The sequence below is a fragment of the Pseudomonas bohemica genome (assembly GCF_002934685.1).
In the GTDB taxonomy this organism is placed as follows: domain Bacteria; phylum Pseudomonadota; class Gammaproteobacteria; order Pseudomonadales; family Pseudomonadaceae; genus Aquipseudomonas; species Aquipseudomonas bohemica.
This window is the reverse complement of sequence record NZ_NKHL01000064.1, coordinates 1-24573: the sequence shown is the minus strand read 5'-3', so window position 1 is coordinate 24573 and position 24573 is coordinate 1. Positions and strand designations below refer to the sequence as shown.

Annotated in this window: 20 protein-coding genes and 2 pseudogenes; 11 read left to right on the top strand and 11 right to left on the bottom strand. The window is 59.0% G+C overall.

Annotation, left to right across the window (positions count from 1 at the left end):
• Positions 1 to 368 precede the first annotated feature (368 nt).
• Together CE491_RS01680 and CE491_RS01675 are read left to right on the top strand one after the other, a co-directional pair.
• Positions 369 to 1556, top strand: coding sequence for a cyanate transporter (locus CE491_RS01680; RefSeq protein ID WP_110946637.1), 1188 nt, complete (start codon positions 369 to 371; stop codon positions 1554 to 1556).
• Between the two features lie 158 nt (positions 1557 to 1714).
• Complete coding sequence (locus tag CE491_RS01675) at positions 1715 to 2626, top strand: DMT family transporter (protein WP_110946636.1); 912 nt, start codon at positions 1715 to 1717, stop codon at positions 2624 to 2626.
• Positions 2627 to 2905: 279 nt separating this feature from the next.
• Here the strand turns inward: CE491_RS01675 and CE491_RS01670 are convergent, their stop codons facing one another.
• From CE491_RS01670 to CE491_RS01645, 6 genes are read right to left on the bottom strand one after another with little or no spacing between them, the layout of a single operon-like run.
• Entirely contained in the window at positions 2906 to 4318 is a 1413-nt protein-coding gene (locus CE491_RS01670) for an amidase (protein ID WP_199884944.1), read from the bottom strand.
• On the bottom strand, positions 4318 to 5658 hold the full coding sequence (locus CE491_RS01665; protein WP_110946635.1) for an aspartate aminotransferase family protein: 1341 nt from the start codon (positions 5656 to 5658) through the stop codon (positions 4318 to 4320). The genes CE491_RS01670 and CE491_RS01665 overlap by 1 nt, the downstream gene beginning before the upstream one ends.
• On the bottom strand, positions 5636 to 6763 hold the full coding sequence (locus CE491_RS01660) for an aminotransferase class III-fold pyridoxal phosphate-dependent enzyme (RefSeq protein ID WP_110946640.1): 1128 nt from the start codon (positions 6761 to 6763) through the stop codon (positions 5636 to 5638). The genes CE491_RS01665 and CE491_RS01660 overlap by 23 nt, the downstream gene beginning before the upstream one ends.
• 9 nt (positions 6764 to 6772) lie before the next feature.
• Positions 6773 to 7654 carry a TauD/TfdA family dioxygenase gene (locus CE491_RS01655; RefSeq protein ID WP_110946634.1) on the bottom strand — a complete coding sequence of 294 codons (882 nt, stop codon included), beginning with the start codon at positions 7652 to 7654 and terminating at the stop codon, positions 6773 to 6775.
• Entirely contained in the window at positions 7629 to 9197 is a 1569-nt protein-coding gene (locus CE491_RS01650) for an AMP-binding protein (protein ID WP_110946633.1), read from the bottom strand. Before CE491_RS01650 ends, CE491_RS01655 begins: the two co-directional genes overlap by 26 nt.
• Positions 9194 to 9811 (bottom strand): thermostable hemolysin, encoded by a 618-nt coding sequence (locus tag CE491_RS01645; RefSeq protein WP_110946632.1) that lies wholly within the window; start codon positions 9809 to 9811, stop codon positions 9194 to 9196. The genes CE491_RS01650 and CE491_RS01645 overlap by 4 nt, the downstream gene beginning before the upstream one ends.
• Positions 9812 to 9981: 170 nt before the next feature.
• Between CE491_RS01645 and CE491_RS01640 the strand changes: the two genes are divergently transcribed.
• The 4 genes and pseudogenes from CE491_RS01640 (at position 9982) to CE491_RS01625 (ending at position 14744) form a co-directional block, all read left to right on the top strand.
• Positions 9982 to 10917, top strand: coding sequence for a LysR family transcriptional regulator (locus CE491_RS01640; protein WP_110946631.1), 936 nt, complete (start codon positions 9982 to 9984; stop codon positions 10915 to 10917).
• Between the two features lie 76 nt (positions 10918 to 10993).
• Positions 10994 to 11972, top strand: a pseudogene (locus CE491_RS01635) (IS5 family transposase).
• 914 nt (positions 11973 to 12886) lie between these two features.
• Positions 12887 to 13156 (top strand): hypothetical protein, encoded by a 270-nt coding sequence (locus CE491_RS01630; protein WP_110946630.1) that lies wholly within the window; start codon positions 12887 to 12889, stop codon positions 13154 to 13156.
• 187 nt (positions 13157 to 13343) lie between these two features.
• Positions 13344 to 14744, top strand: a complete 1401-nt coding sequence (locus tag CE491_RS01625) for a sensor domain-containing diguanylate cyclase (protein WP_110946629.1) — start codon at positions 13344 to 13346, stop codon at positions 14742 to 14744.
• A 164-nt stretch (positions 14745 to 14908) separates the two neighbouring features.
• On the opposite strand, the gene CE491_RS01620 is transcribed toward CE491_RS01625, so the two are convergent.
• From CE491_RS01620 to CE491_RS01605, 4 genes and pseudogenes are all read right to left on the bottom strand, one after another.
• On the bottom strand, positions 14909 to 16207 hold the full coding sequence (locus CE491_RS01620) for an NAD(P)/FAD-dependent oxidoreductase (RefSeq protein WP_110946628.1): 1299 nt from the start codon (positions 16205 to 16207) through the stop codon (positions 14909 to 14911).
• 84 nt (positions 16208 to 16291) lie between these two features.
• Positions 16292 to 16443 (bottom strand): annotated as a pseudogene (locus tag CE491_RS01615) (DUF3094 family protein); the annotation flags it as partial.
• A 144-nt stretch (positions 16444 to 16587) separates the two neighbouring features.
• Positions 16588 to 17217 carry a DUF1780 domain-containing protein gene (locus CE491_RS01610; RefSeq protein ID WP_110946627.1) on the bottom strand — a complete coding sequence of 210 codons (630 nt, stop codon included), beginning with the start codon at positions 17215 to 17217 and terminating at the stop codon, positions 16588 to 16590.
• Positions 17218 to 17407: 190 nt separating this feature from the next.
• Positions 17408 to 18310 (bottom strand): helix-turn-helix transcriptional regulator, encoded by a 903-nt coding sequence (locus CE491_RS01605; protein WP_110946639.1) that lies wholly within the window; start codon positions 18308 to 18310, stop codon positions 17408 to 17410.
• A gap of 322 nt (positions 18311 to 18632) precedes the next feature.
• On the opposite strand from CE491_RS01605, the gene CE491_RS01600 reads away from it, so the two are divergent.
• The 4 genes from CE491_RS01600 (at position 18633) to CE491_RS01585 (ending at position 22639) form a co-directional block, all read left to right on the top strand.
• The gene (locus tag CE491_RS01600) at positions 18633 to 19973 is read left to right on the top strand and encodes an MFS transporter (RefSeq protein ID WP_110946626.1); all 1341 of its coding nucleotides are present in this window, start codon (positions 18633 to 18635) and stop codon (positions 19971 to 19973) included.
• A 172-nt stretch (positions 19974 to 20145) separates the two neighbouring features.
• Positions 20146 to 20847, top strand: a complete 702-nt coding sequence (locus tag CE491_RS01595) for a fumarylacetoacetate hydrolase family protein (protein WP_110946625.1) — start codon at positions 20146 to 20148, stop codon at positions 20845 to 20847.
• Between the two features lie 41 nt (positions 20848 to 20888).
• A complete protein-coding gene (locus tag CE491_RS01590; RefSeq protein WP_110946624.1) occupies positions 20889 to 21653 on the top strand; it encodes an SDR family oxidoreductase in 765 nt (254 codons plus the stop codon).
• Between the two features lie 32 nt (positions 21654 to 21685).
• Positions 21686 to 22639 carry a 2-hydroxyacid dehydrogenase gene (locus tag CE491_RS01585; RefSeq protein ID WP_110946638.1) on the top strand — a complete coding sequence of 318 codons (954 nt, stop codon included), beginning with the start codon at positions 21686 to 21688 and terminating at the stop codon, positions 22637 to 22639.
• Between the two features lie 192 nt (positions 22640 to 22831).
• On the opposite strand, the gene CE491_RS01580 is transcribed toward CE491_RS01585, so the two are convergent.
• On the bottom strand, positions 22832 to 23731 hold the full coding sequence (locus CE491_RS01580) for a LysR family transcriptional regulator (protein WP_110946623.1): 900 nt from the start codon (positions 23729 to 23731) through the stop codon (positions 22832 to 22834).
• 157 nt (positions 23732 to 23888) lie between these two features.
• Between CE491_RS01580 and CE491_RS01575 the strand changes: the two genes are divergently transcribed.
• Positions 23889 to 24533: a hydrolase gene (locus CE491_RS01575; protein WP_110946622.1), complete on the top strand. Its 645-nt coding sequence runs from the start codon at positions 23889 to 23891 to the stop codon at positions 24531 to 24533.
• The last annotated feature ends 40 nt before the right edge of the window (positions 24534 to 24573 follow it).

Genomic DNA, 24573 nt, shown 5'->3' with positions numbered 1-24573 from the left:
AACGCTGACGACTCATGGCACCTCCTATTTGGGCCTCATTATGAGGCTTGGAGGTGTCTATGAAACCAGGGGCGATTCAGTGAGCCAGAGACGATGGAATGCAATCCGATGCGGCTGAATGCAAGCTCGCTCGCAATTAATCTGAGCCAGACGGCTCCGCCAGTCGTAGTTAATCTAAGCCGAAAAGTGCGCTGATTGCGAGCACGGCTGTTTTCTATTGCAAGCCGCTACAGCTAAAGGCCGCGTTTCGGATTAAAGCCCCGGCTCTTGGCAGCTTATTTAATTTCTAGATACCGCCCCAGACTTTATGATTTGCAGCTGCCCGGCCCCTCGCGCCTAATCAAGACCTTGTTCTTGAAGGCTTGCTTATGGAAAACGTTCGCGCAACTACCCGCCCTGTTCTCTGGCTGATCGCCAGTATTATTCTCGTCGCATTGAACCTGCGACCATCCATGGCCGCCGTCGGCCCCTTGCTGTCGGCGATTCGCGGGGATGTCCCGCTGAGTTTCAGTACCGCTTCGCTGCTGACCATGCTGCCCGTCATGGCCATGGGTCTGGCGATGTTCCTGGGCATGCGTGTCGCGCAGCGCTTCGGTGAACACCGCACCATCGTCCTGTCGCTGGTGATCATCGGCGTGGCGACAGCCTCGCGGCTGTACCTGGACAGCACCCTAGAATTGGTCCTCACCGCGGTACTCGCCGGGGTCGGGATCGCCCTCATTCAAGCGGTGATGCCGGCGCTGATCAAGTCGCGCTTCAGCGACAACGTCTCGCTGTTCATGGGTTTGTATGTCACCTCGATCATGGGCGGCGCGGCTATCGCAGCTTCGTTCTCGCCGTTCGTGCTGGCGCAGACCGGCAGCTGGCGCATGGGCCTGGCGATCTGGGCGCTGCTCGCGTTGCTGGCCCTGGGTTTCTGGTTCGCCCAACGCTCGGCCATCCCGCAATTACCTGCCGCGCCGCAAGGTCGCCAGGAGTCGTTTGTCGGTAACTCGCGTGCCTGGTTGCTGGCGATTTTCTTTGGTTTGGGCACCGCCTCGTACACCTGCGTGCTGGCCTGGCTTGCGCCGTATTACGTAGAAAAAGGCTGGAGCGAACAGAACGCCGGTTTGCTGCTCGGGTTTCTGACCGCCATGGAAGTGATCTCCGGTCTGGTCACTCCGGCAATAGCCAATCGCAGCCAGGACAAACGGCTGGTGCTGGCGGTGCTGCTGGCGTTGATCATGGCCGGCTTCTGCGGCCTTATCCTCAGCCCGGAACGCTTCAGCTTGTTGTGGCCGTGCTTGCTGGGCCTGGGCATTGGCGGTCTGTTCCCGATGAGCCTGATCGTGTCACTCGATCACCTGGATAACCCTCGTCGTGCCGGCGGGCTGACCGCTTTCGTGCAGGGCATCGGCTACTTGATCGCCGGGCTCTCGCCGCTGATTGCCGGGATAATCCGTGACCAGTTGGGCAGCTTCGAATGGGCCTGGGGTTCGCTCACCGCAGTGATGGCGGTGATGATTGTGATGGTGTCGCGCTTCAACCCGAAACGTTACGCGCAACACATCCAATAAGCTTCGACGGCCCTTTCAAGGGATGCCTCCTGGCTAATCAGCCATTTCCTTGAAAGGACTTCTGCAAGTAATTGCAGTCATGTTTTTAAAACTCGCCCGTGCCCGCAGGCCGGCCTACCTATCATTGGCGTCTTGCACTTAAACGCTGGGGAGCACTCATGAAACAAGTCGGTTTTGCAGCAGCTCATTGGGGCATGTTGATCTGGGCGATGCTGATCGCCGTGTCTTTTTTTGCAGCTGCGGAGGTCAGCCAGGCGATTGATCCGATCCTGCTGACCGGCTTGCGCCTGTTGTTTTCAGCCTTAATTTTCCTGCCGCTGCTGCTGTTGAAAAAACACTCGCCGATCTCGGTCAAAGGCTTGCTTGCGCATGCGGTGCTCGGACTGTTGCTGGCGACGTATTTTGGTTCTCTGTTCGAAGCGCTGCGCTACACCACGGCGGTCAACACCGCGACGCTGTACACGCTGGTGCCGCTGATGACTCTGTTCTTTGAAGTGTCTTTGCTGCCGAGCCCGAGCCTGAAAACCCGCTTGTTGCCGATGCTGATTGCGGCGGTCGGCGCGGTGTTGCTGACCCTCAAGGGGGCGGCCTCAGGGGAATTTCCGGCGCTGTATCCGGTCGTGGTGTTCGGGATTGGTTGCCTGGCGATGGCGCTGTATTCACCCCTGAGCCAGCGCTTCAAAGCCAAGACCTTGAAGGGTCGTGACGCGGTGGCAATGACCTTCTGGAACATGCTGTTTGGTTCGTTGTTTCTGCTGGTGTTCTGCCTGTTCAGCGGTGGCTGGCGCAGCGGTGCACAACTGGCGGTTAGCGATATGTTGTGGCTGGTGTGCCTGGCGCTGTTTGGCACCCTGGCGACGTTCTGGTTGCTGCACCGGGCGATCGGGGTGATTTCCCCGTCGACAGTGATTTCGTACGTTTATCTGAACACGTTGTTTGTCACGCTGTTCCACTGGTTCTGGCTGCGGCAGCAACCGGCGCTGATCGAAGTTTGCGGGGCGGTGTTGGTGGGGATCGGGATGTTGGCGCTGGTGGTCAGTAGCCGGAATGTGAAAGCCGTTACGGCTTGAAATCCGCTCCCACGATGGGTCTGTGGTGAACTCAGTATTTTTACTCGACTCAATCCCTGTAGGAGCAAGGCTACCGGCGAAGGCGGTGTATCAGAACAACAATACTGTCGACTGAAAGACAGCGTTCGCGAGCAAGCCTCGCTCCTACAGGGGATCGGTTGTGTGAGCAAAACCTGTGTTCGACGTTGATACTCTGTGTGGGCTTGCTGGCGGTGTGTCATTGAGCATTGATGCTGGCGGACACACCGTCTTCGCGAGCAAGCCCGCTCCCGCAGGGGATCACTGGGTGACTGGGTTCACCGGGCTCCAGCGGGTCATTTCTCGCTCAAGGAAGTTGGCCACGGCCAACAGCCGTTTTTCTTGCCAGTGCGGGCCGATGATCTGGATGCCGATCGGCATGCCGCTGACCGGGTCGTGCCCGGCGCGGATGACCACCGCCGGGGAACCGGACAGGCTGAACGGGAACACGAAGGCGTAGCTATCACGGTCCAGCAGCGACTCGCCATGGGCGAACGCCACGTCCGGGAACACCGGGCAGATGAACAGGTCGTGCTGATTGAAGAACTGCGCTAGTTGATAGCGAAACGTATCGATCATGATCCAGTCGCGTTTCATCTCATCGACGCTCAACTCGACCTCTTCGCTCAAGCGAATCAGTTCCGAGGTAGCGGGCGTGTAGGTCTGTTTGTTCATCGATGCAAACAGTTTCTTCCAGCTACGCCCGGCATCCGCGCCGGTGATGAACACCCGCCACAACACCTCGCTGGCTTCATCGAGCATCGGTGGCGTGGTCGAAGTAACGTCCGCGACCACACTGCCCAGACACGCTTCGACCTGTTGCAACACCTGCTTCAAAGCCGGACTGACTTCGGTCCGCGCCGACTCCCAGGACAATGCGACACGCAGTTCAGCCAAGGGTTTGCTGTCATTGAACGGCACGTCGACAGTGTCCGGATCATGACCGTCAGCGCCGCTGATCAGTTGCCCGAGCAGTGCCAGGTCGTCGACGTAACGCCCCATCACGGCAAACGCCGAGGTCAGGTGGAACAGCCCCGAACGATCATTGGGAAACTGCCCAGTCAACGGCACGCGCCCCTGGGTCAACTTAAGGCCGCAGATACCGTTGAAGTGCGCCGGAATCCGCACACTGCCGCACGCATCCGAGGCCAGCCCGGCCGGCGAACAACCGGCCGCGATGGCCGCTGCTTCACCACCGCTGCTGCCACCGGCGGAGCGCTGCGGGTCACAGGGGTTGAGCGTGCGACCATACAACAGATTGTCGGTTTCGAAGGCCATGCACAGCTCGGGCACGTTGGTGATACCGAGGATAATTGCGCCGGCTTCGCGCAACCGGGCCACCACAGTGGCGTCCTCCTGGCTGGCTGCGCCGAGCAACTCTTCCAGCCCACGGCACATGCGGAAACCGCGCACATGGCAGACGTCCTTGATGGTCATCGGGATGCCGTGCAACGGGCCACGAATATTGCCAATGCGCGCCATTTCATCGGCCTCCCGGGCCTGCCGACGCAATTCGTCGGCGGACTCCAGTTGGATCAGCGCATTGATCTGCGGATTACGCTCGGCAATCCGCTGCAGATAGAACTCCAGCAGGCTGACGCTGGTCAGCACGCCGCGTCGCAGCAGGCCGGCCATTTCACGCAGGGTCAGGGTGTCCGGATTGAAAATGCTCATCAGCGCTCCGCTTTGCTGCGTAGCAGCTTGTTGGGGATGTGGTACATGTTGCGGACCACCAGGGAAAACGCCTTGACCGCGAGTTTCGGCCGGCGGGCGATGGCTTCCAGCGCTTCTTCGGTCATGGTCAGGACATGCCGCAGGGCTTCGGGGGTGATGTTCAGCGGCGGGTAAAAACGCAGTACCGGGTGCTCGGCTTTTTCATTCATCGAATGCCCGGCGTGCACGCCGCGCTTGCCCAACTCCATGCTCATCAGCGCTTCGTAGACCGAGCCGCGCAAGCGCAAACCGGTCATCAGGCCTACACCAGGCACGTCTTCAACAATCTGCGGGAAACGCTGGGCCAGCCGTTGCAGACCATAACGTAGCAAGCCGCCATTGATCCGCGATGCCTCCACCAGGTTGTGCTTGTCGATGAAGTCAATCGCGGCCAGCGCCGAGGCGCAGCCGACCGGATGCCCGCCCTTGGTACGCTGGTCCGGCTCGATCTCGAGCAACGGGTATTGCGTGCTCAGGCGCTGGCTGTACATAGCGCAGGCGAATGAGGTGTAGCCGCCTGTCAGGCCTTTGGAGAGGATCATGATGTCCGGCACGATGTCGTCGTACTGCACGGCGAACCATTTGCCGCAGCGGCCGAAACCGGTCTGGATTTCGTCGGCGATCAGCAACGTATCGGTGGCATCGCACAGGGCGCGAATGTTCGCCATGTAGCCCGCCGGCGGCACCTGCAAATGTGCGCCGCCGAGGATCGGTTCGACATACACCGCGCACACGCCCTCGCCCACGGCTTTCTGTAACGCAGCGAAATCGCCATAGGGAACGTAGGTCACTTCCGAAGCGGCGGTGCCGTAACTGCGATGGTGCTGTTGCTGACCGAGGATGCTCATCGCCGCCAGCGTCTTGCCGTGATAGGAATCGCTCATGACCACGATCCCGCGCCGGTGCTTTTGCACCTTGAGCACATAACGCATGCTCTGTTCGATGGCTTCGGCGCCCGAGACCATGTACTGCACGTCGCCCCACTCACCCGGCACTAGATCGCTCAAACGTTCGGTCAGTTGTTCTTGCAACGGGTGCACGCGACCTTCGGGGACCCAGGCCATCTGGTGCAACTGGGTCTGCACGGCTTCACGCACCGACGGGTTGCGATGGCCGACGATAAACACGCCGTAGCTACAGGCGCAGTCGATAAAGCGCTTGCCGGTGTGGTCGGTGACATAGATGCCATCGGCTTCCTGCTCGACGCTGGTCTTGCCCATGCGATAAAGCTTGGTCGCCGAAGCACTCCAATGCCGCTGGCAATCATCCAGCAGTTGTTCATGCGGCATGGTTAAGGACATGGCTGAAAGTCTCCTTGATGATGGTGGCGGCACGCTGGATATATTCGGCACGCGCGGTGACCGGGCAACGCAGAATCAATTCGCGGCCACGGGGCGGGCTGACATAGACGCCACGCTGATAAAGTTCTTCGCATAAACGGCCCGGATTGACGTCGCTGGCCAGCGGCAGGCTGACCCAACCGCCACACGCCACCGCACCGAATGCGAAGAGCGCTTGCGCGAGGATCTGACCGTTGTTGAAAGACTGTTTGGCCGAGTCGTGGGCCTGCACATAATCGAGTGCCGCCATGGCGGCGACGCACGCCATCGGGTTGCCGGCCGTGGTGCTGCCATGTTTGGCCGGGCTGCTGCGACCATAAACCTGATAGGCCATCTGTTCGCTGCAGGTATACGTGCCGATCGGAATCGCGCTGCCGCCCAGTGCTCCACCCAACACCACGATGTCCGGCATGTTGTGATAGCGCTGGAAACCAAACAGCGTGCCCAGGCTGCCCAAGCAACTTTGCACATCGACCGCAATGACTGGCGCCGAGACCTTGACCGCCGAGTCATAGAGCTGATCGAGCAGCGTCTGGTCTATCAGACGCAGGCGACCGTCCGCATCAGTCACGGTGCTGGTGTGGCACACCGCAAAGCAATCGTTCCAGTTCACCTTTGCCAAGTCGCGAGCATCACTGACCGCCACCAAATCGAAGCCGAGGAAACGCTGGATCTCTAGATATTCCTGCGGCGCGCCGAGGCAACGTCCGTAGCTCAGCGAGCCGTAGTCGCCGTCCTGAACAAACACGATGGTGTTGCCCTTGGGCTTGAGACCTTTGCAAAGTTTCAAGGCCCCTTCGAACGCTTCATCGCCCGAGCTGCAGATATACGAGCTGACCAGCGGCGCCGGCAGCAGCTCGGCTAAACGTCGGCAGAACGTAATCAACGGCTCGGACATCAACACGCGATTGGACAGGCCCATGCGATCGGCCTGCTGACTGACCGCTGCGATCACCGACGGCACCTGAAAGCCGAAGCCGCCGGAAAGGTCGACGATCTGGCGGCCGTCGCCATCGGTGAACGTCTCGTACTGACCCGAAATGATCTGTTTGTTATTGGTTTTCATAAGTAGGTCTCAGCGGTAGCTCAAGGCGTTGAAAATCCGACGACGCTCGTCAACGATGGCTTCGCGGCCATGCATCACCCGACGGTTGTCGATCATAACCATGTCATGGTCGTGCCAGCCGACCGGGTAGGTGTATTGCGCAGATACCGTGGCGATTTCTGCCAGGAACTCCGCAGGAATCGGCTGCCCGGATACGGTGTCGATCACCGGGACTTCGTAGTTGAAGGACGGCCCGAGGATGCTGTTGGCAAAGGCCGGGCGCTGGCTGAATTGGGAGACCAAGATCGCCGACGTACTGAAGGCGTAATGGATCGAATCGTCATCAGGGTTGAAGGTGATCACGGTCTGCGGATCATTGCCGACGATCAGCATCAAGTCGTTGATGCTGACCGCCGCCGTGTCCGACAGCGTCGATGAATAGTGGCAAACCAGTCGACGCCATTTTTCGCCGGCCACGGCGCGGCTGTAGCGAATCGGGTTTTGCTCGAAGAAGGTGCGGCAGACCGACGACAGTTTCGCCAGCACTTTCTCACCGTCGCACAGGGTGGTTTGCGAACCTTTGCGCGGCGCCTCCTGGCAATAGAACCAGGTGATGTCCGGCCAGAACGGCGAGTTGCCATTCTCGCAATGCAGGCCGATTTCCTGACGGCCCGCGTCCACCAGCTGCGCCGCGCCACCGACCATTATCCGCGCCGGATCGAGGCTCAGGCGTGAACTGTTTTGCCTCACATAGCTGCTGAAATCCTCAGTATTGTGGATGCAGTTGCGCAGCAACACGACACCGTAGTGTCCAAGCAATTCGTACAGCTCGGACTTGCCGAGGCTGGCGAAATGGTGTGCCTCGATAATCGAGATATCGGAACTTTCACAGCGATAGGCAGGCGTGTTCATCAGCAGCATTCCCTTGCAGGTCGGCAAAAATAGTGGCGATATCGGCGCGTTTCGGGCGGCCGGTGACGGTATAGAGTTGTTCCAGCAGTGGATCGTCCTTGGTCAGCAACCAGAGGCGGCTCGGGCGCTCGATGTCGGAAAAGCGTCGGGTTGACCAAGAAGCCAACTCGTCGCGGTCCGGCGCCGACTCGACACAGAGCAGCGCCACCAGGCCATGGGTTTCATCGAAGAACACGGCGGCATCGCGCACGCCGGGAAACTCACGGTATTCCAGTTCGACTTGCTCCGGGCTGACGTTGCGGCCATTGGGCAGGCAGATCACATTCTTCTTGCGACCACGGACGTAGAGATAGCCGTCGGCATCCAGTTCGCCCAGGTCGCCGGTGTCCATCCAGCCGTCGTCGGACATCGAACAGGCGCTCGGGTCCTTGCCCGAGTAACCGCTGAACAACGAGCTGCTCTTGACCTCGATGGTCTGGTCGGCGCCGATGCGCACCTGCACATGCGGCAAGGGTTTGCCGACGCTGCCCAGCCGCTGGTGCTGCGCGGTATTCATGCTGACCACCGAGGCGTTCTCGGATAGTCCATAACCCTGGAACACCGGGATGCCGTCCTCGGCGAGGGCGTTGAGGATGTCGATGCTGACCGCCGCGCCGCCGCAGGTGATATGCACACCAGAATGCAGATATCGAGACAAGTGATCGCTTTGCGCATCGCCTTGGGCGAGTTGCTCGTAGAAGCGATTGAGCATCACTGGCGGGACCGTTAGCGCCGTCGGTTCGACTCGCAGAATCCACGCGATCAAACGTTGCGGCGAAGTGCCCGGTTCGCCGAGCAATGGTTCGCCTTCTGGCAGGAAGTACACAGTGCCGCCGGCCAACAGCGGCAGATACGCGGCAGTGACTTGTTCAAGTAGCAGGCTCAACGGCACCAGCGACAGGTAACGGCGATGGGAATCGACCGGCATTTTTTGGCGGAGGGAGTTCAACACCGCGCCGACTGCCGCCGTGCTCAGGCGCACGCCCTTAGGACGGCTGGTTGTGCCCGAGGTGTGAATGATTTTGCAGATCCAGTCGCTGACGGCATCCGGCTCACGCAGCAATGGCTGCTCGAGGGCTGGTTCGCTGAGGCGCCTCAAGCGACTCTCGGGAAAATCCAACATCCAGCGTTCGGCCAGGGTGCGTTCGCCGGCGGCATCCACCAGAAAACCGTCGCAACGCGCGGCCAAATGTTCGGCCTGGGCTTGGCTGAACGCCAGCGGCAAAGGCAGCGCGGTAATCCCGGCAAACAGGCACGCCAGATCGGCCACCAGCCAGTCGCTGCTGTTACGCGTCGCAATCCCCAGCACGACGTGGTCGCCATGGGCCGGGGTGTCAAAACGCCGTTGCAATTCAGCTGCGAGGTTCAACGTCCGAGATTCCAGTTCGCCGAAGGTCATGACCGTGGCGTGTTCCAGCCCGGACGCGGCGCTATCGACGACACAGACTTTCTCGCGATTGACCTGTAGCGCCTGAAGCAGGTTTGCAATAAAGCGGCCACTCATGATTGCGCCCTCTCCGGCAGATCCGTCGGCAATTGGGTAAACAATGTACCGAGGGTCATGGCGGCGAATCGCGAACGTTTCGGGTCCACCCGGATAAAACCGGTGACCGGCATTTTCGAGTAATAAGAGCCCCAGTTCTTCCCGCCATCATTGGCCAGGCGCTCTGGATCAGCTGTCAACAGCGGTTCAAAATCGATCTGGCAGTTTCCCATCATTTCCCGGACCCGGGGTGTGACGGTGCACAGTAGATAGTGACTACCCATGCACCAGGCCAACAGCGGGATCATGTTGACCATGATCATTCCGGCCGTCAGGTGGTGGGAAATCAAACTACCGATTTCAACGATAGTTGACCGATCGATAGGCTTTTCAACACGTTCGGAGAGTATCTTTTCTATCGGTTGCGACAGATATTGTTCAGAGAAGAGTGTGCGGTGATCTGCAAACGTTATACCGGCACAAGAAAGAATGCGATCCTCATTATCTAGAGTCATCGCAAAATATTGCGGGCTGGGCTCTACTGTCGCTTTATAAGAACTGCGAAATTTTTCCTTCACAATTTCAGCGGCTTGCACCCATAATGGTGTCTGACTTTCTGTGACACGTACTAACACTTTGACCTCCTAGTCCCTGTGCACGACGCCTGTTAGAGTGGCCGATAATGTATTGAGAAAATCTCCGATAGGCTATTTAAAAAATAAATTGCATCTGTTATTTTATAAATAAATAATTTTCTTTCATAAAAAAATAATGACTCACATGGATTTTCACCGAGACGGATTTTATGCTTAATAGTAATTTGCTCAGAAAACTCGATATGCAGGATCTGATGGTGTTCGTTGCCGTGTACGAACAAAGCAGCGTCACCGAGGTCTCTGAAGCCCTTTGCGTCAGCCAATCCACCGTCAGTTACTGCTTGAAAAAGCTGCGTATGAGCTTCGACGACGAGCTGTTCATCAACACCCGTAATCGCATGTGGCCGACTAAAAAGGCCACCATCATGTATGGCCATATCCTGAAAATCCTGAAAAGCATAAACATATGCCATTCTGGCTTGCACGCATTCGACCCCACGCAAAAAGAGATTACGTTTAATGTCTGCGCACCGGAATACTTTGAGCTTTTGATACTTCCAAGGTTGCTGAAGCGCTTTAATAGCAGCTGTTTTCCGGTCATTGTAAACATCCAAAAGTTTCACAGGGATATTCCAATCGAAGAACTTATCGACGGTCGCTTTGATCTGGTTATTTGTTTCGGCCCCAACTTCCATAGCAGCTTCGAAAATTTGAAGTCACAAGTTCTGCTGGCGGATGATCTTGTCTGTGTCGTTGATAAAAATGCTGCCCCGGCGGAGGCTGAATTCAGCCTGGACAGCTTTGTTGCACGCCAGCACATCTTCCCCACCCCGTGGACTTCAGACACGAACATGGTGGATGGCTGGCTCAGCAAAAGGGCTTGCAGGCGCAGGATAGTGGCGCGAGCCAATAGTTACGTTGCGGCACTGTATATGATTCCCGGAACCGATTTCGTGCTGACGTTGCCTCGGCGTATCCAGATGCTGATCAGTAATGAAGACAAATTCGCACACTGCCAACCGCCCACCGGTTTACCAAACTTTACGCTCGACATGTTGTGGAACGAAAAGCTGGGGCAGGACAGCGTGAATCACTGGTTTCGCGAACAAATTGTCAGCGTCTGTGCACAAGATGGCCTGCTGTGATAAGAACTATTAAGGAATCTCCGAACAAGTCCCCAAATGTGATGAAATACGCCTGACCATCTGATCCGAGCGGCCCATGAGCCAGATGAGCTTTTCCGACTTCGAATATGCCGGCAAGCGTAAGCAAACACGCCGCGAACGCTTCCTCGCCGAGATGGACCACGTCGTGCCCTGGACAGGTCTGCTGGGCCTGATCGAGCCGTTCTACCTCAAGGCCGGCGGCGGCAGAAAACCTTATCCTCTGGAAACCATGCTGCGCATTCGTCTGCTGCAAAACTGGTTCTCCCTGAGCGACCCGGCCATGGAAGAAGCGCTCTACGAATCACGCCCATGCGCCAGTTTGCACGCCTGACCTTGAGCGCCCCGATACCTGAAGACACCACGATCATGAACTTCCGGCACCTGCTGGAAAAGCATCAACTGGCCCCTGCGATCCTCGCGGTCATCAACGGTTATCTGCAAGAGAAAGGCCTGTCCCTGCGCCAAGGCACCATTGTGGATGCCACCATCATTCATGCCCCCAGCTCGACCAAGAACGAGGAAGGAAAGCGTGACCCCGAGATGCATCAGACGAAGAAAGGGAACCAATACTACTTCGGGATGAAAGCGCATATCGGCGCCGATGCGGAGTCGGGACTGGTTCATCATGTTCATGGCACTGCGGCCAATGTGGCCGATGTCACGCAGGTCGCCGAGCTGTTGCACGGCGAAGAAAACGCGGTGTACGCGGACGCCGGATACACCGGTGTGGAGAAGCGTGAAGAGCATGAAAATCGTGAGGTCATCTGGCAAATCGCGGCGCGGCGCAGCATATATTCCAGGCTCAATAACGCAGCGTCCTCTACAAGGCCAAGCGCAAGATCGAGTACTGCAAAGCTCAGACACGGGCCAAGGTCGAGCATCCGTTTCGAGTTATCAAGCGCCAGTTTGGCTACGTCAAAGTGCGCTTTCGTGGGCTGATGAAAAACACGGCTCAGCTGACTACGCTGTTCGCCCTGTCGAATCTGTGGATGGCTCGAAAACAGCTGATGGGTATGGGTGAGTTGCGTTCTTGACATTGAAGAGCGGGCGCAAACGCCCTCCCTGGACGGGGCATCGTTCGATTTTTAGTGAGTAACGCTGTTTGCCGGGTTGATTTTCGACTTGCCGCTGATGCGCGGCAAGTTGATCGGAGCATCCTTAACACACCACTTCAGATTAAATGACCCACGGAAGCCACATTCGGCGTATCACCTCAGCACATGGCGGGTGGGTCATTATCGCGCCAGTCTGGCGCTGATCGCTTTCTGCCAGCGGGTAGCGTTACCTACACGATCCCACATCTGACACTGAAGTCTCCTACAGGGCATTCTCCTGACACCATCGTTCCGTAACGATCGTTCGCACACGTTCCAGTGCGCGGCAAAGTCGCTGCACCCACAAGCTCGCCCAGTCGCGGGCTTTGTCAGTAGTACAAAGGGTTTGGACGCTGATCTTGGAGTGACCCAGTTGCTGACGCAAGACTGCCCCATTTCTAAGTCTAGAAAAGTCCAGCATGCATGGTGCTTAACGAGCAGCCGACAGGGTCATTGAAATTTTAGCAACTGGGTCAACTTGGCATCAGCGCCAACAAGGAGTTCGAATCCCCTTACCCCGACCATTTTCGCCCCAGCAGTATCCGGGCAGAAAATCCGGTGACAGCGCCAAGCGCGTTGAAACCTACAAAAAAGCGTCCTTCGGGGCGCTTTTTTCGTTTCTGGTCTTTCTCCTCTCTCGCTGTTCAAGCCACCACTCAAGTCAGAAATAAGCGCGATCAGATCAGTCCGGTCGGCAACTTGTGCATTTCGCTATATGAAAATCTATACAGCGATAGTTATCATGGGCGCTCGTTTGACGTATCGCAGTACAGACCGCGTCGATAGCTGAAGGCGAGAAGCTCAACCTCCGCCCTGAAAACACCTCATAGAGAGACTCAGCCATGAGGCCGAACATGAACGAGCGTACCTACCCTTACACCGCGTGGGTGCTGACCCGCAGCTTTGCCGTGCTCGAAGTCGAGCTTGCCGGCCCTACTGCCGACGGACAGCATGAACGCACGGTCAAGGGCAAGTGGTACGCACCAGACACGCTATTCGCATCCCATGAGGCCGCTGTGGAAGCGGGCCGTGCACGTATCGAGATGGCCAGGGCCGAAATCGCCCGGCGCGCTGCGGTGCTGGAGGAGAAAAGCGCATTACTCGACAGGATGTCAGGACGCTGAGCACTGTCTTCCTGCGCTCGAAATTCACTCTGGCGTTGATGCTCTCGATCAGTGCACGGGAGCCGTATTCCCCCAATACGCCCGCGTTTTCATGACAGCAGGTGGCGCAAAGCAGACGAAAGTGCGGGATGCGCATTCGTAACGCCCGGTATAGACTCCGAGCAGTCTTTTCAGGGCCGGCCGGTATATGAAAGCGCCAATTCCTTCGTATGAAAAAGAACGCCTTGAGGCGTTGCGCGGGCTTGAGATTCTCGACACACCGGCCGAGGCCTCCCTTGACCGAATCACTCGTCTGGTGGCGAATGTACTGGATGTCCCCATCGCGCTGGTGTCGCTGATCGATGAAGATCGTCAGTGGTTCAAGTCCCGCGAAGGCCTGGAAGCCACGCAAACCCCCAGAGAAATAGCCTTCTGCGCCCATGCGATCCTGCAGTCCACACCGCTGGTGGTGCCGGATGCCGCTGAGGATGAGCGTTTTCGCGACAACCAGTTGGTTACCGGCGCTCCCCATATTCGTTTCTATGCTGGCGTGCCGATTCGCACTAGCAAGGGTTTTGCCGTCGGCACCCTGTGCGCTATCGACGAGCGCCCTCGGGAACTGACTAAGGAGGAGCTGGACACCCTGCGCGACCTCGCCGACATCGTCAGCCGCGAGGTGCTGCTGCGGGAAAACCTGATGCTGGCGCGTCTGCAGAAGAACCGCTCCGATGCGCTGTTCAAGGCCAGTGAAGCGGGTTACCGCTCGATGTTCGAACTGGCCTCGGTGGGCATCGCCCTGGTGGCGCCGGACGGCGCCTGGATCAGCGTCAACAGCGCGCTGTGTGAAATCCTCGGCTATACGCCGGAAGAGCTGAAAGATCTGACATTCCAGGACATCACCCACCCGGAGGATCTGAACAGCGACATGGAGTTGCTCACTCAGCTGATCGACAACAAGATCGACTGCTATCAGATGGAAAAGCGTTACGTGCGCAAGGACGGGAGGCCGGTCTGGGTCAATCTGAACGTGACCAAGAAACTCTCCGAAGAGGGGCTTCTGGAGTATTTCATCTCCATCATCCAAAACATTCAGGAACGTAAGGAGCTGGAGCAAGAGGCGCGGCATGATGCACTCACCGGCCTGTTCAACCGGCGTGCGCTGGATGCCATCCTGCCCATCGCTCAGGCCCGCGCTGACCGTTCAGAGCAGCAGATGGCGCTGATGTTCATCGACCTGGATGGCTTCAAAGGCATCAATGACACCTATGGCCACGATGCGGGCGATGACCTGTTGCGCAGCGTGTCCGCGCGCCTGCAAAGCTCTGTGCGCCGCACCGACAGCCTGATCCGCCTGGCGGGCGACGAATTCATCGTGATTCTCGAAGGCATCGTGCCTGGCGTGAACGAGGCGAGGGAGGTGGCGAAAAAACTGCTAGCGGCCATTGGCGAACCAATCATCATCAAGGACGACGTGATCCTGACCAGCGCCAGCGTTGGCTTCTCCATGTACGAACCCGGCTCCGGCAAGGCCCCTGACGAGCTGATGCGCGAGGCTGATCGGTGGATGTACAAGGCCAAGCACTCGGGGAAAGGGCGGGTGATGCCGTAGTCCCGTTCTGCTGAGAACCGTAGGAGCGCGCTGGAGCGCGCTGGCCCGCGAAGGCGTCAGATGCTGCACTCGCGTGGCGTCTGACCCGCTGATTTCGCAGGCCAGTGCCTCCTACAGGTCCATTGCCCGCCGCATGATGCGCGGCGGGACTTTACATCGCTGAATCAGTGCAACTTCATCCGCGGCTCCGTCCCGCGTCCGATCCGGCTGCCGAGCATCAGCATCAGCGTGCGAAACATGCCGTACAGCGCCATCTGGTGCATGCGGTACAGCGAGATGTAGAACATCCGCGCCAGCCAGCCTTCCAGCATCACGCTGCCCGTCAGGTTACCCATCAGGTTGCCCACCGCCGAGAACTTCGACAGCGAAATCAGCGAGCCGTAATCCTTGTAGCGATACTCCGGCAGCTCGCCGCCTTCGATGCGCAGTTTCAGCGACTTCACCAGCAACGATGCCTGCTGATGCGCCGCTTGAGCGCGGGGCGGGACGTTCCGGTCGGTGCCTTTTTGCGGGCAGGCCGCACAGTCACCGAAGGCGAAGATATTGTCGTCGCGCGTGGTCTGCAGCGTTGGGCGTACTTGCAGCTGATTGATGCGGTTGGTCTCAAGCCCGGCGATGCCTTCCAGGAACGCCGGCGCACGAATGCCTGCCGCCCAAACCTTCAACGTCGCCGGAATAATCTGACCACTGGCCGTCACCAGACCCTCTGCGGTCACTTCGCTGACCGCCGAATTGGTCAGCACGGTCACGCCCAGTTTCTCCAGCGTCTCGTGCACCGGCCCGCCGATACGCTCCGGCAAGGCAGGTAGCACACGAGGCCCAGCTTCGATCACGGTGATGCGCAGGTTTTCCGGCTTGATGTGGCCCAGGCCATAAGCGGCCAACTCTTGAGCCGCGTTGTGCAGTTCAGCGGCCAGTTCCACACCGGTGGCACCCGCTCCGACGATGGCGACATTGATCTGTTCAATGACGTCCGTCTGACTGGCATGGGCGCGCAGATAACGGTTGAGCAACTGCTGGTGGAAGCGCTCGGCCTGCTTGCGGGTATCGAGGAACAGGCAGTGCTCTGCCGCGCCCTTGGTGCCGAAATCATTGGTGGTGCTGCCGACGGAAATCACCAGCGAGTCGTAATCCAGACTGCGTGCCGGGACCAGTTCGGCTCCGTTTTCATCCGGCGTGGCCGCCAGATGAATCTGCTTGTTTTCCCGATCCAGGCCGACCATCCGCCCCAGCTGAAACTGGAAGTGATTCCACTTGGCTTGCGCCACATAGTTCAGCTCATCCTCATAGGAGTTGAGCGACCCGGCGGCCACCTCGTGCAGCAGCGGTTTCCAGATGTGAGTCAGATTGGCGTCCACCAGCGTGATGCTGGCAGTGCCTTTCTTGCCAAGGGTCTTACCCAGGCGGGTAGCCAGCTCCAGACCACCAGCGCCTCCGCCGACGATCACGATACGATGAGTCATGGGGATATCTCATAAGGCTTAAGGAATTCTCTAATGGCTCTATCCGCGCGAGCGCCAGGCAGCTCATAGCGTCAGATAGCTCAGTAAACGGCTCAACAGGCCCAACCGGATCACCACGACAGGCACCAACACAAGGAGCCGCGAGGGCGAAATGGCCGGCGCTCGACTTGATGCTGCGGTGCTTGAAGGTACTCTTCGACACGCGTTTGGTCGTCGGGGTTCAGGCGGCTGGTCATAAAGCCTCGTCTTGAACATTGACCGGCGTCAGCGCACGACGGTCTGCGATGCGTTAACCTCGTTGACGACTGATTCCGGGTATTCGTTACAGCGGCTATCAACGGGCAACGCCGCTTTGTAACATTCGCCCGAAAATTGCGCCATCACAGGCTGATCCCCACATCGAAGACCACGCTGCGGCCCAGGTTCGTGCGCAGGAAGTCCGGCGCATCGGGATGCGCGAACAGCACGCGGGCGAAAGTCGGACCTACCAGCGAAAGCGAGCGCCAGCCCTGCCGCAGGTATTCGGTGGGGGGAGGGAAGTGGCTGTTCAGGTCCAGTACCTCGCGCTTGAGACTGGCGAAAGCAATGATGTCCAGTTCGCTCAGATCCAGCCCGCGCTCCTTGTAGTTATGGGCTTTCTTGCGCAAGGTCGGCGCCAGGCGATGAAGCAGTTCGGACGCGGGAATGCGCTTGGGCTTGGCTTCACGCCGCACCAACTGACTCAAGGAAAACGCACTGCGCCGACGTTGCAGTTCTTCGCGCCATTCGTCATTGAGCCGGCGGCCCTCGTCGAGCACGAAGAAAACCTCAAAACACGCATCGCGAAACAGCACATCCGGCGGTTCTTGCCCGGCGGGCAGAAAATCGTCGGTGCGATGAGGAATGTTCAGGCCTTGCAGCAAACGCTGGCATACCCAGCGCTCACGCTCCCACTTGCGCGCATTGGACAAAAATGCATTGGCTTGCTCGGCCTGGATCGTCAATAGACGTAGGTAGTCGGAGTCATCCATGGGGGCAAGCTTAGCGCTCTGGCGGGAAGATGAAACCATTGCGTGAACATAAATTAAGAGCGCGGCGGCCCGGCAACAGAATTGGCAGCTGATGTTCATCTGTAACCGTCCGGCTTGCCGGCGGTAGCGATTTCAAGGGGCGCCGCTGTCGGCAAGCCGGACTGCTATGGATTGAGGCGATGCAATACCACTACAAATCCCGCTGCTTGCGAAACTGTCCCGGTGGCATGCCGTGGGCGTGGCGGAAGCGGCGGGAGAAGTAGGCTTCGTCGGCGAATCCGCACAGACGCGCGACTTCCCCCACCGGTTTGCTGCCGTTGAGCAGCAGGGTGCGGGCCAGGTGCATGCGGCGCTCCAGTACCAATTCGCTGAAGGTCTTGCCGACTTCCTTGCGCAGCCAGTGGGTCAGGTAGTTCGGCGAAAGGAAGGCCGCCAAGGCCGCTTTCTTCAAGCTCAGGTCGGGGTCGGCGAGGTTCTGGCGTACGTATTCGGACATGCGTGCAAGGGCATCGCGGCGGCTACGTTCGGCCGCATTGTCGTCGGCCAGCAGTTTGATAGGCTCGGCGTAGAGTTCGCAGATTGTGCCGATCAGTTGCAGCAGACAACCCTTGAGAATTTCACGCGTGCCGAACTGGCGGTGCTGGTCCAGCGCGCGCATTCGATCGAGCAGGCGCTGGACTTCGGCGAAATTCTCGGTGTTGAGGGTGAAGTCCAGATGCTCTTGGAAGCGAAACGGCGACAGTTCCGGAGCGAGGGCGATGGCCACGTCCTCCAGATCCAGCGGGTCGCATTGTAGCTGCGGCAGTAGAAAGGTCTGGGCGAAGTTGATCAGCAGGAAATTGCCTTCTGGCGGGTGCGGAATCAGGTGCAGTTTGTGCGGCAGAATGAACGCCAGCGTGTTGCGCGGAAACGGACGCACCACGCCGCCGATGTGCTGCACGGTGTCGCCGCCCAGGTTGATCTGAATCTGAAAATACTCGTGGCGATGAGGCGCGGTTTCCGGTTTGCCCTCGGTCTTGTCGCGGATGTAGAAGTCCGGCCGCTCACTGCGTTGCTGCATGCCGTAAGTGGGTACGCGATTGGCAGAGTCCATCATGGGGTTCCTCAAGATTCTGTCGTCATTGTCAGTTGTCCTATGACTTCATTCAAAAGCTTTCTGTTTCCAGTCGTCAGTTTTTCTGTCCAAGAATCCGGCAGCGGCGGCTGAAGGATGGATCGCTCTATTTCGCGATTTAGAAGGGAATAACTCACCGAGAACGAGCTTCGCACCGTTACGAATTTTCTTGGACAAATGCTTACGGCGAGGGCCTGAAATCCGAAAATGTTCTAAGCGGCGTCTTGTTTAAAACCAGTCGTACGATAACTTAAGGATGCGCTTTATTACTCGATTCCAATAAAAACAACGAGGAATTCTCATGTCGAGCAATCCTGATATTCAGGCGATCGATGCTGCCCTGGCTCCAAGGGCCGCCGCTCCCGCACGTCCTATGTCCCATCGCCGCTGGTTCATGCTGTCGCTTTTGCTGATCGCCACGATCATCAACTACGTGGACCGGGTAAATATTTCCATCGCCGCACCCTTCATGGCCAAGGACCTGGGGCTGGATAAAGTCCAGATGGGCCTGATCTTCTCCGCCTTCGCCTGGACCTACGCGTTTGCGCTGGTGCCTGCCGGTTTCATCGCCGACCGCTTCGGTTCGCGACTGACCTACGGCGCCTCGCTGATCTCCTGGTCTGCGGTCACCGTCTGCCAAGGCCTGGTCGGCGGTTTTTCCTCGCTGTTCGGTCTGCGCCTGGCCATCGGCGCCATGGAAGCCCCGGCATTCCCGGCCAACAGCCGCGCAGTGGCGGTGTGGTTCCCGGCTCGGGAGCGCGGCATGGCCAGCAGTATCTACGTATGCGGTCAGTACCTGGGCACGGCGCTGTTCACCGGTGTGCTGTTGTGGCTGGCGACGACCTACGACTGGCGTCACGTGTTCTATAGCACCGGCATCGTCGGCATCGTGTTCGGTGTCGCCTGGCTCTACCTGTACCGCGATCCGCTGAACTGCAAGAAGGTTAGCAAGCAGGAACTGGACTACATCGAAGCAGGCGGCGGGCTGGTCAAAAGCAGTCAGGACAAGAACAAATTCAAGTGGGCGCAAATCGCTGAACTGCTGAAGTATCGTCAGGTCTGGGCGATCTGCATCGGCAAGTTCGCCAGCACCTCGGCCCTGTATTTCTTCCTGACCTGGTTCCCGACCTACCTGATTGAAGAGCGTCATCTGACGATGGTCAAAGTCGGCATCTTCGCCGTGCTGCCCTTCATCGGCGCCACGGTGGGCGTGGTCCTGGCGGGGTTCATCTCCGACTGGATGATCCGTCGTGGCGTGTCGCTGTCCTTTGCCCGCAAACTGCCGCTGGTGGTGGGGTCGGCGTTGGGCATGTCGATCATGCTGGTCAACTTCACCGACTCCAACGAAGTCTGCATTGCTTTGCTGACCATCGCGTTTTTCGCTCAAGGCATCGCCTCGGCTTCCTGGGCTGCTGTCTCGGAAATCGCCCCGAAACAGCTGATCGGCCTGACCGGCGGGATCACCAGCCTGGCCGCGAACATCGGCGGCATCGTCACGCCAATCGTCATCGGGCAGATTCTTCACGTCACGGGCAACTTCGCCTGGGCCTTCTGGTTCATCGGCGGCGTGGCGTGCATCGGCACCCTGTCGTACTCGCTGCTGCTGGGACGCATTTATCGCATTGAGCTCAAGGCGCAGTAAGGCTTGCGAATGTGTGTGTGACCTTCTGCCGAACTGGGCAAAGGCGTACGTAAGTGCGCCTTTTTTATGCCTTGAAGATTGAGTTTTTTAGTCCAGCGCAAACACGGTTTTGTCCAACTTTTGGGCATTTCGATCCCGTAGTCTCTGGATAAACGGCCACCGGCCATGAGGAATTTCCATGAGCAACTTTGTATTTGAACCCACGCGCATTCCCAGTCTGCCGGTCAGCGACAGCGAGGCCCGTTTCCCCGTCGCCCGGGTGTTCTGTCTGGGACGCAATTATCACTGGGGTGACTCGCTGAATGCGGTGCGTGAAGTCCCGGCGTTCTTCATGAAGCCTGCGACGTCGGTGATAGATGCCAACGGCGAGCTGGATTTTCCGAGCCAGACCGAGCAGTTCTGTCACGAGATCGAACTGGTGGTGGCCATCGGCAAGGACGGCTTTGAGATCAGCGAGGAGCAGGCGCTGGAGCACGTCTGGGGATACGCCGCAGGGCTCGACCTGACTCGCCGCGACCTGCAAATGGCGGCCAAGGCGGTGGGCAATCCCTGGGAGCCGGCCAAGGCATTCGACGGCTCGGCGCCGATCACCCCGATCAAGCCAGCCAACCTCGGTCAGCACCCCACACAAGGCGCGATCTGGCTCAGCGTCAACGGCGTGGAGCGTCAGCGTTCGGATCTGGAAAGCCAGATCTGGTCGGTGAGCGAAATCATCAGCCAGCTTTCCCATTCGGTCAGCCTGCGCGCGGGGGATCTGATCATGACCGGCACACCGCCCGGCGTCGCGGCGCTGGAGTCTGGTGATGTGATCAATGGCGGCATCAGCGGTATCGGCGAATTCGAAGTGCGAGTCGGCAGCCGTCGCGCTGACTGACACGTAAAAAGAGCATCCAGACACGCAACAGGAGAACAACAATGACTGAACAATCGAACTCGAAAATTGCACTGGTCACCGGCGCAGGCAGCGGCATCGGTCGCGCCGTTGCGCTGGGTCTGCTGGAAGATGGTTACAAGGTTGTGGTGACCGGCCGTCGAATCGAGCCGCTGGAAGAACTTGTCTCGCTGGCACGTGAGCAGGGCGGCGAAGCGCTGGCGGTGTCCACCGATGTGCGCGATCCGGCCAGCGTCGACAAGCTGTTTGCGACCATCGAAGAGGTCTACGGCCGACTCGACGTGGTGTTCAACAACGCAGGCGTCAACGCCCCTGCCGTGCCGATGGATGAACTGCCGGTCGAGAAATGGCTGAGCGTGATCGACACCAATGTCACCGGAGTTTTCCTGTGCAGCCGGGGTGCATTCGGCCTGATGCGCAGGCAGTCGCCGCAGGGTGGCCGGATCATCAACAATGGCTCGATCTCCGCCCACGTACCGCGCCCGTTCACCGGCCCCTATACCGCCAGCAAGCACGCGGTACTCGGTCTGACCAAAAGCCTGGCGCTGGATGGTCGCGAGTTCAACATCGCCTGCAGTCAGATCGACATCGGCAACGCGCTCACTGAACTGTCGGTACGCATGACCAAAGGCGTGCGTCAGGCGAACGGATCGATTGCGGTCGAGCCGATGATCGACGTCAAACACATCGCCGATGCCGTGCGTTACATCTCGGCGCTGCCGCTGTCGGCCAACGTGCTGAACATGACCGTCATGGCCACCAACATGCCTTTCGTGGGCCGTGGTTGATCTTCACCGAATTCGATGCGAGCGAGACGCTGATGAAACCTGAAATCCTGCAACTGAGCCCGATCCTGATTCCTGAAATCAATGCGCGGCTCAACGAACTGTACACCGTGCGAGCCTATTTCCAGCAAAGTGACAAGGCAGCTTACCTCGCTGAGCACGGCGCCAACATTCGCGGCGTCATCACCGGCGGCCACACCGGCATCACCCGCGCGGTGATGGAGCAATTGCCAAAGGTGGAAGTCATCGCGGTCAACGGTGTCGGCACCGACGCTGTGGATCTGGCCTATGCGCGAGACCGCGGCATTCGCGTCACCGCTACCATTGGCGCGCTGACCGAAGACGTCGCCGACCTCACCATCGGCCTGCTGATCTCGGCCTGTCGCGGCCTGGGCACGGGCGATCGATACGTGCGTTCCGGCGCATGGGCCAAGACCGCGACGCCATTGGTGCCATTGCCTCTGGCCCGCCAGTTCAGCGGCATGCGCATCGGCATTGTCGGCCTAGGCCGGGTAGGACGCGCTGTAGCAACCCGCGCGGCTGCATTCGGTTGCCCGATCAGCTACACCGACCTCAACGCCATGAGCGACGTGCCCTACACCTTCGTCAGTGATCTGGTGGAACTGGCGAGTCAGAGCGATGCCTTGGTCGTCGCAGCAGCGGCAGATAAAGCTCAGGGCATCATCAATGCCAGGGTGCTGGAGGCGCTGGGTGCGGAGGGATACCTGATCAACGTGGCGCGCGGCAGTCTGGTCAACGAACCGGATCTGATCGCCGCGTTGCAGTCAGGCGCGATTGCAGGCGCCGGGCTGGATGTCTTCGTCGACGAGCCGCATGTGCCACCCGTGCTGTTCGACCTGGAGACCGTCATCCTGCAGCCCCACCGAGCCAGCGCGACCATCCAGACCCGCACGCGGATGGGGGAGATGGTGCTGGCCAGTCTGGCTGCCGTTCTGGAAGGCAAGGAGCCGGTTGGGGCCGTTGCTTGATGCCTGCGCATACTTGCTGTTGATTCAGGCCGGGGGCGGCGCGCTTGCCCCCGATCTGCTGTGCAGCAGTTGTAACACTAGAAGACTGCGCGGGTTCAGGCAGTCCGTGTGTTCAGGATTTACTGCCACTACGCGTCAGATCGCGGGCAAGCACACTCGTGTGCCGCCGGCGGAATCAAAAGCCTCCACCGTTCAGAACCCCGCCGACCCCACCGCCAACGCCTCCACCATGAAATCAATGAACGCCCGGGTCTTCATCGGCACTCGCCGCGCCGATGGATACACCGCATTCACTGAAATCGCCGGTGCCTGCCATTCGCACAGCACCGGTTGCAAGCGCCCGTCGGCCACCGCGCGCTCGACAATGAAGTTCGGCAGCAGCGCAATCCCCATGCCCCCAACCGCCGCCTGGGCCAGGATGTCACCGTTGTTGGCGTGCAGCGGGCCGCTCACCGTCACGCGCTGGGTCTCCTTGCCGTTGCACAGTTGCAGGCTGATACCGCTCTGCAGGTAGCCGTAACTGAGGAATTGATGGTTTGCCAGATCCTTCGGCGACTGTGGCGTGCCTTCGCGTGCCAGATAGGCAGGGGAGGCGACCATCAATCTGGGCGCCGGCGCCAGTGAGCGAGCGACCATCGACGAATCCGGCAGGCTGGCAATGCGGATGGTCACGTCAAAACCGCCCTTCACCGGATCGACCTGCTGATCGCTGAGCACCACTTGCAGTTCGACATTGGGGTGCAGCTCGTTAAACCGGGGAATCAATGGGCCGAGACGACTCAGCCCGAACGACATCGGCGCATTGACCCGCAGTACCCCGCGTATCTCGCCCATTCCCGTCCGTGCGCGCTGTTCGGCTTCGTCCAGCGAAGCGATGACATCTCGACACGCATCGTAGTACTCGGCGCCCGCTTCGGTCAGATGCAGGCTGCGCGTGGTGCGCTGTAGCAACTGCACGCCGATGGCTTCTTCCAGCGCCTGAATTTGTTTGCTGACTTTGGAGCGCGGCACGTCCAGCGCACGAGCCGCCGCCGCAAAGCCGTTGGCCCCAACCGTGGCGACGAAAGCGCGCATGCATTCAATACGATCCATGACCGTCCCTGATATAGAAACAATGAGTCTCAATTCTATGGGATTGTTCCGTTACCGCCTAGTCCGTAGATTTACTTCCAAGCCAGCAAGCAACCAGCTCCGAGAGCTCCAGCGGCTGACCACTACAGACCCCTTATCGAATCCAGAGGAACATGCCATGTCTATCCGCGAACTGCTGAATCCAACCAACTCCGCACTCATCCTGATCGACCACCAGCCGCAGATGGCCTTTGGCGTGCAGTCGATCGACCGCCAGACGCTGAAGAACAACACGGTGGGTCTGGCCAAGGCCGCGAAGGTCTTCAACGTGCCGACCATCTTCACCTCAGTCGAGACCAAGAGCTTCAGCGGCTACATCTGGCCTGAGCTGCTCGCAGTGCACCCGGATCAACAACCCATCGAGCGCACCTCGATGAACTCCTGGGAAGACAAAAAACTGGTTAAAGCGGTCAAGGCAACCGGTCGCAAGAAACTGATCATCGCTGCGCTGTGGACCGAAGTCTGCCTGAACTTTCCGACCCTGGACGCACTGGCTGAAGGCTACGAGGTATACATCGTCACCGACGCTTCCGGCGGCACCACCAAGGAAGCCCACGACATGTCGATACAGCGCATGATTCAGGCGGGCGCAGTGCCGGTGACCTGGCAGCAAGTGCTGCTCGAATTCCAACGCGACTGGGCGCACAAAGAGACTTACGAAGCGGTCATGCAGTTGGTACTGGAACACAGCGGCGCGTACGGCATGGGTGTCGACTACGCCTACACCATGGTTCACGGCGCGCCGCAGCGTAAGCTCGGGTAAATCTCAACGCCACACCTGCAGCACGGCTTGCCGGCGGGAG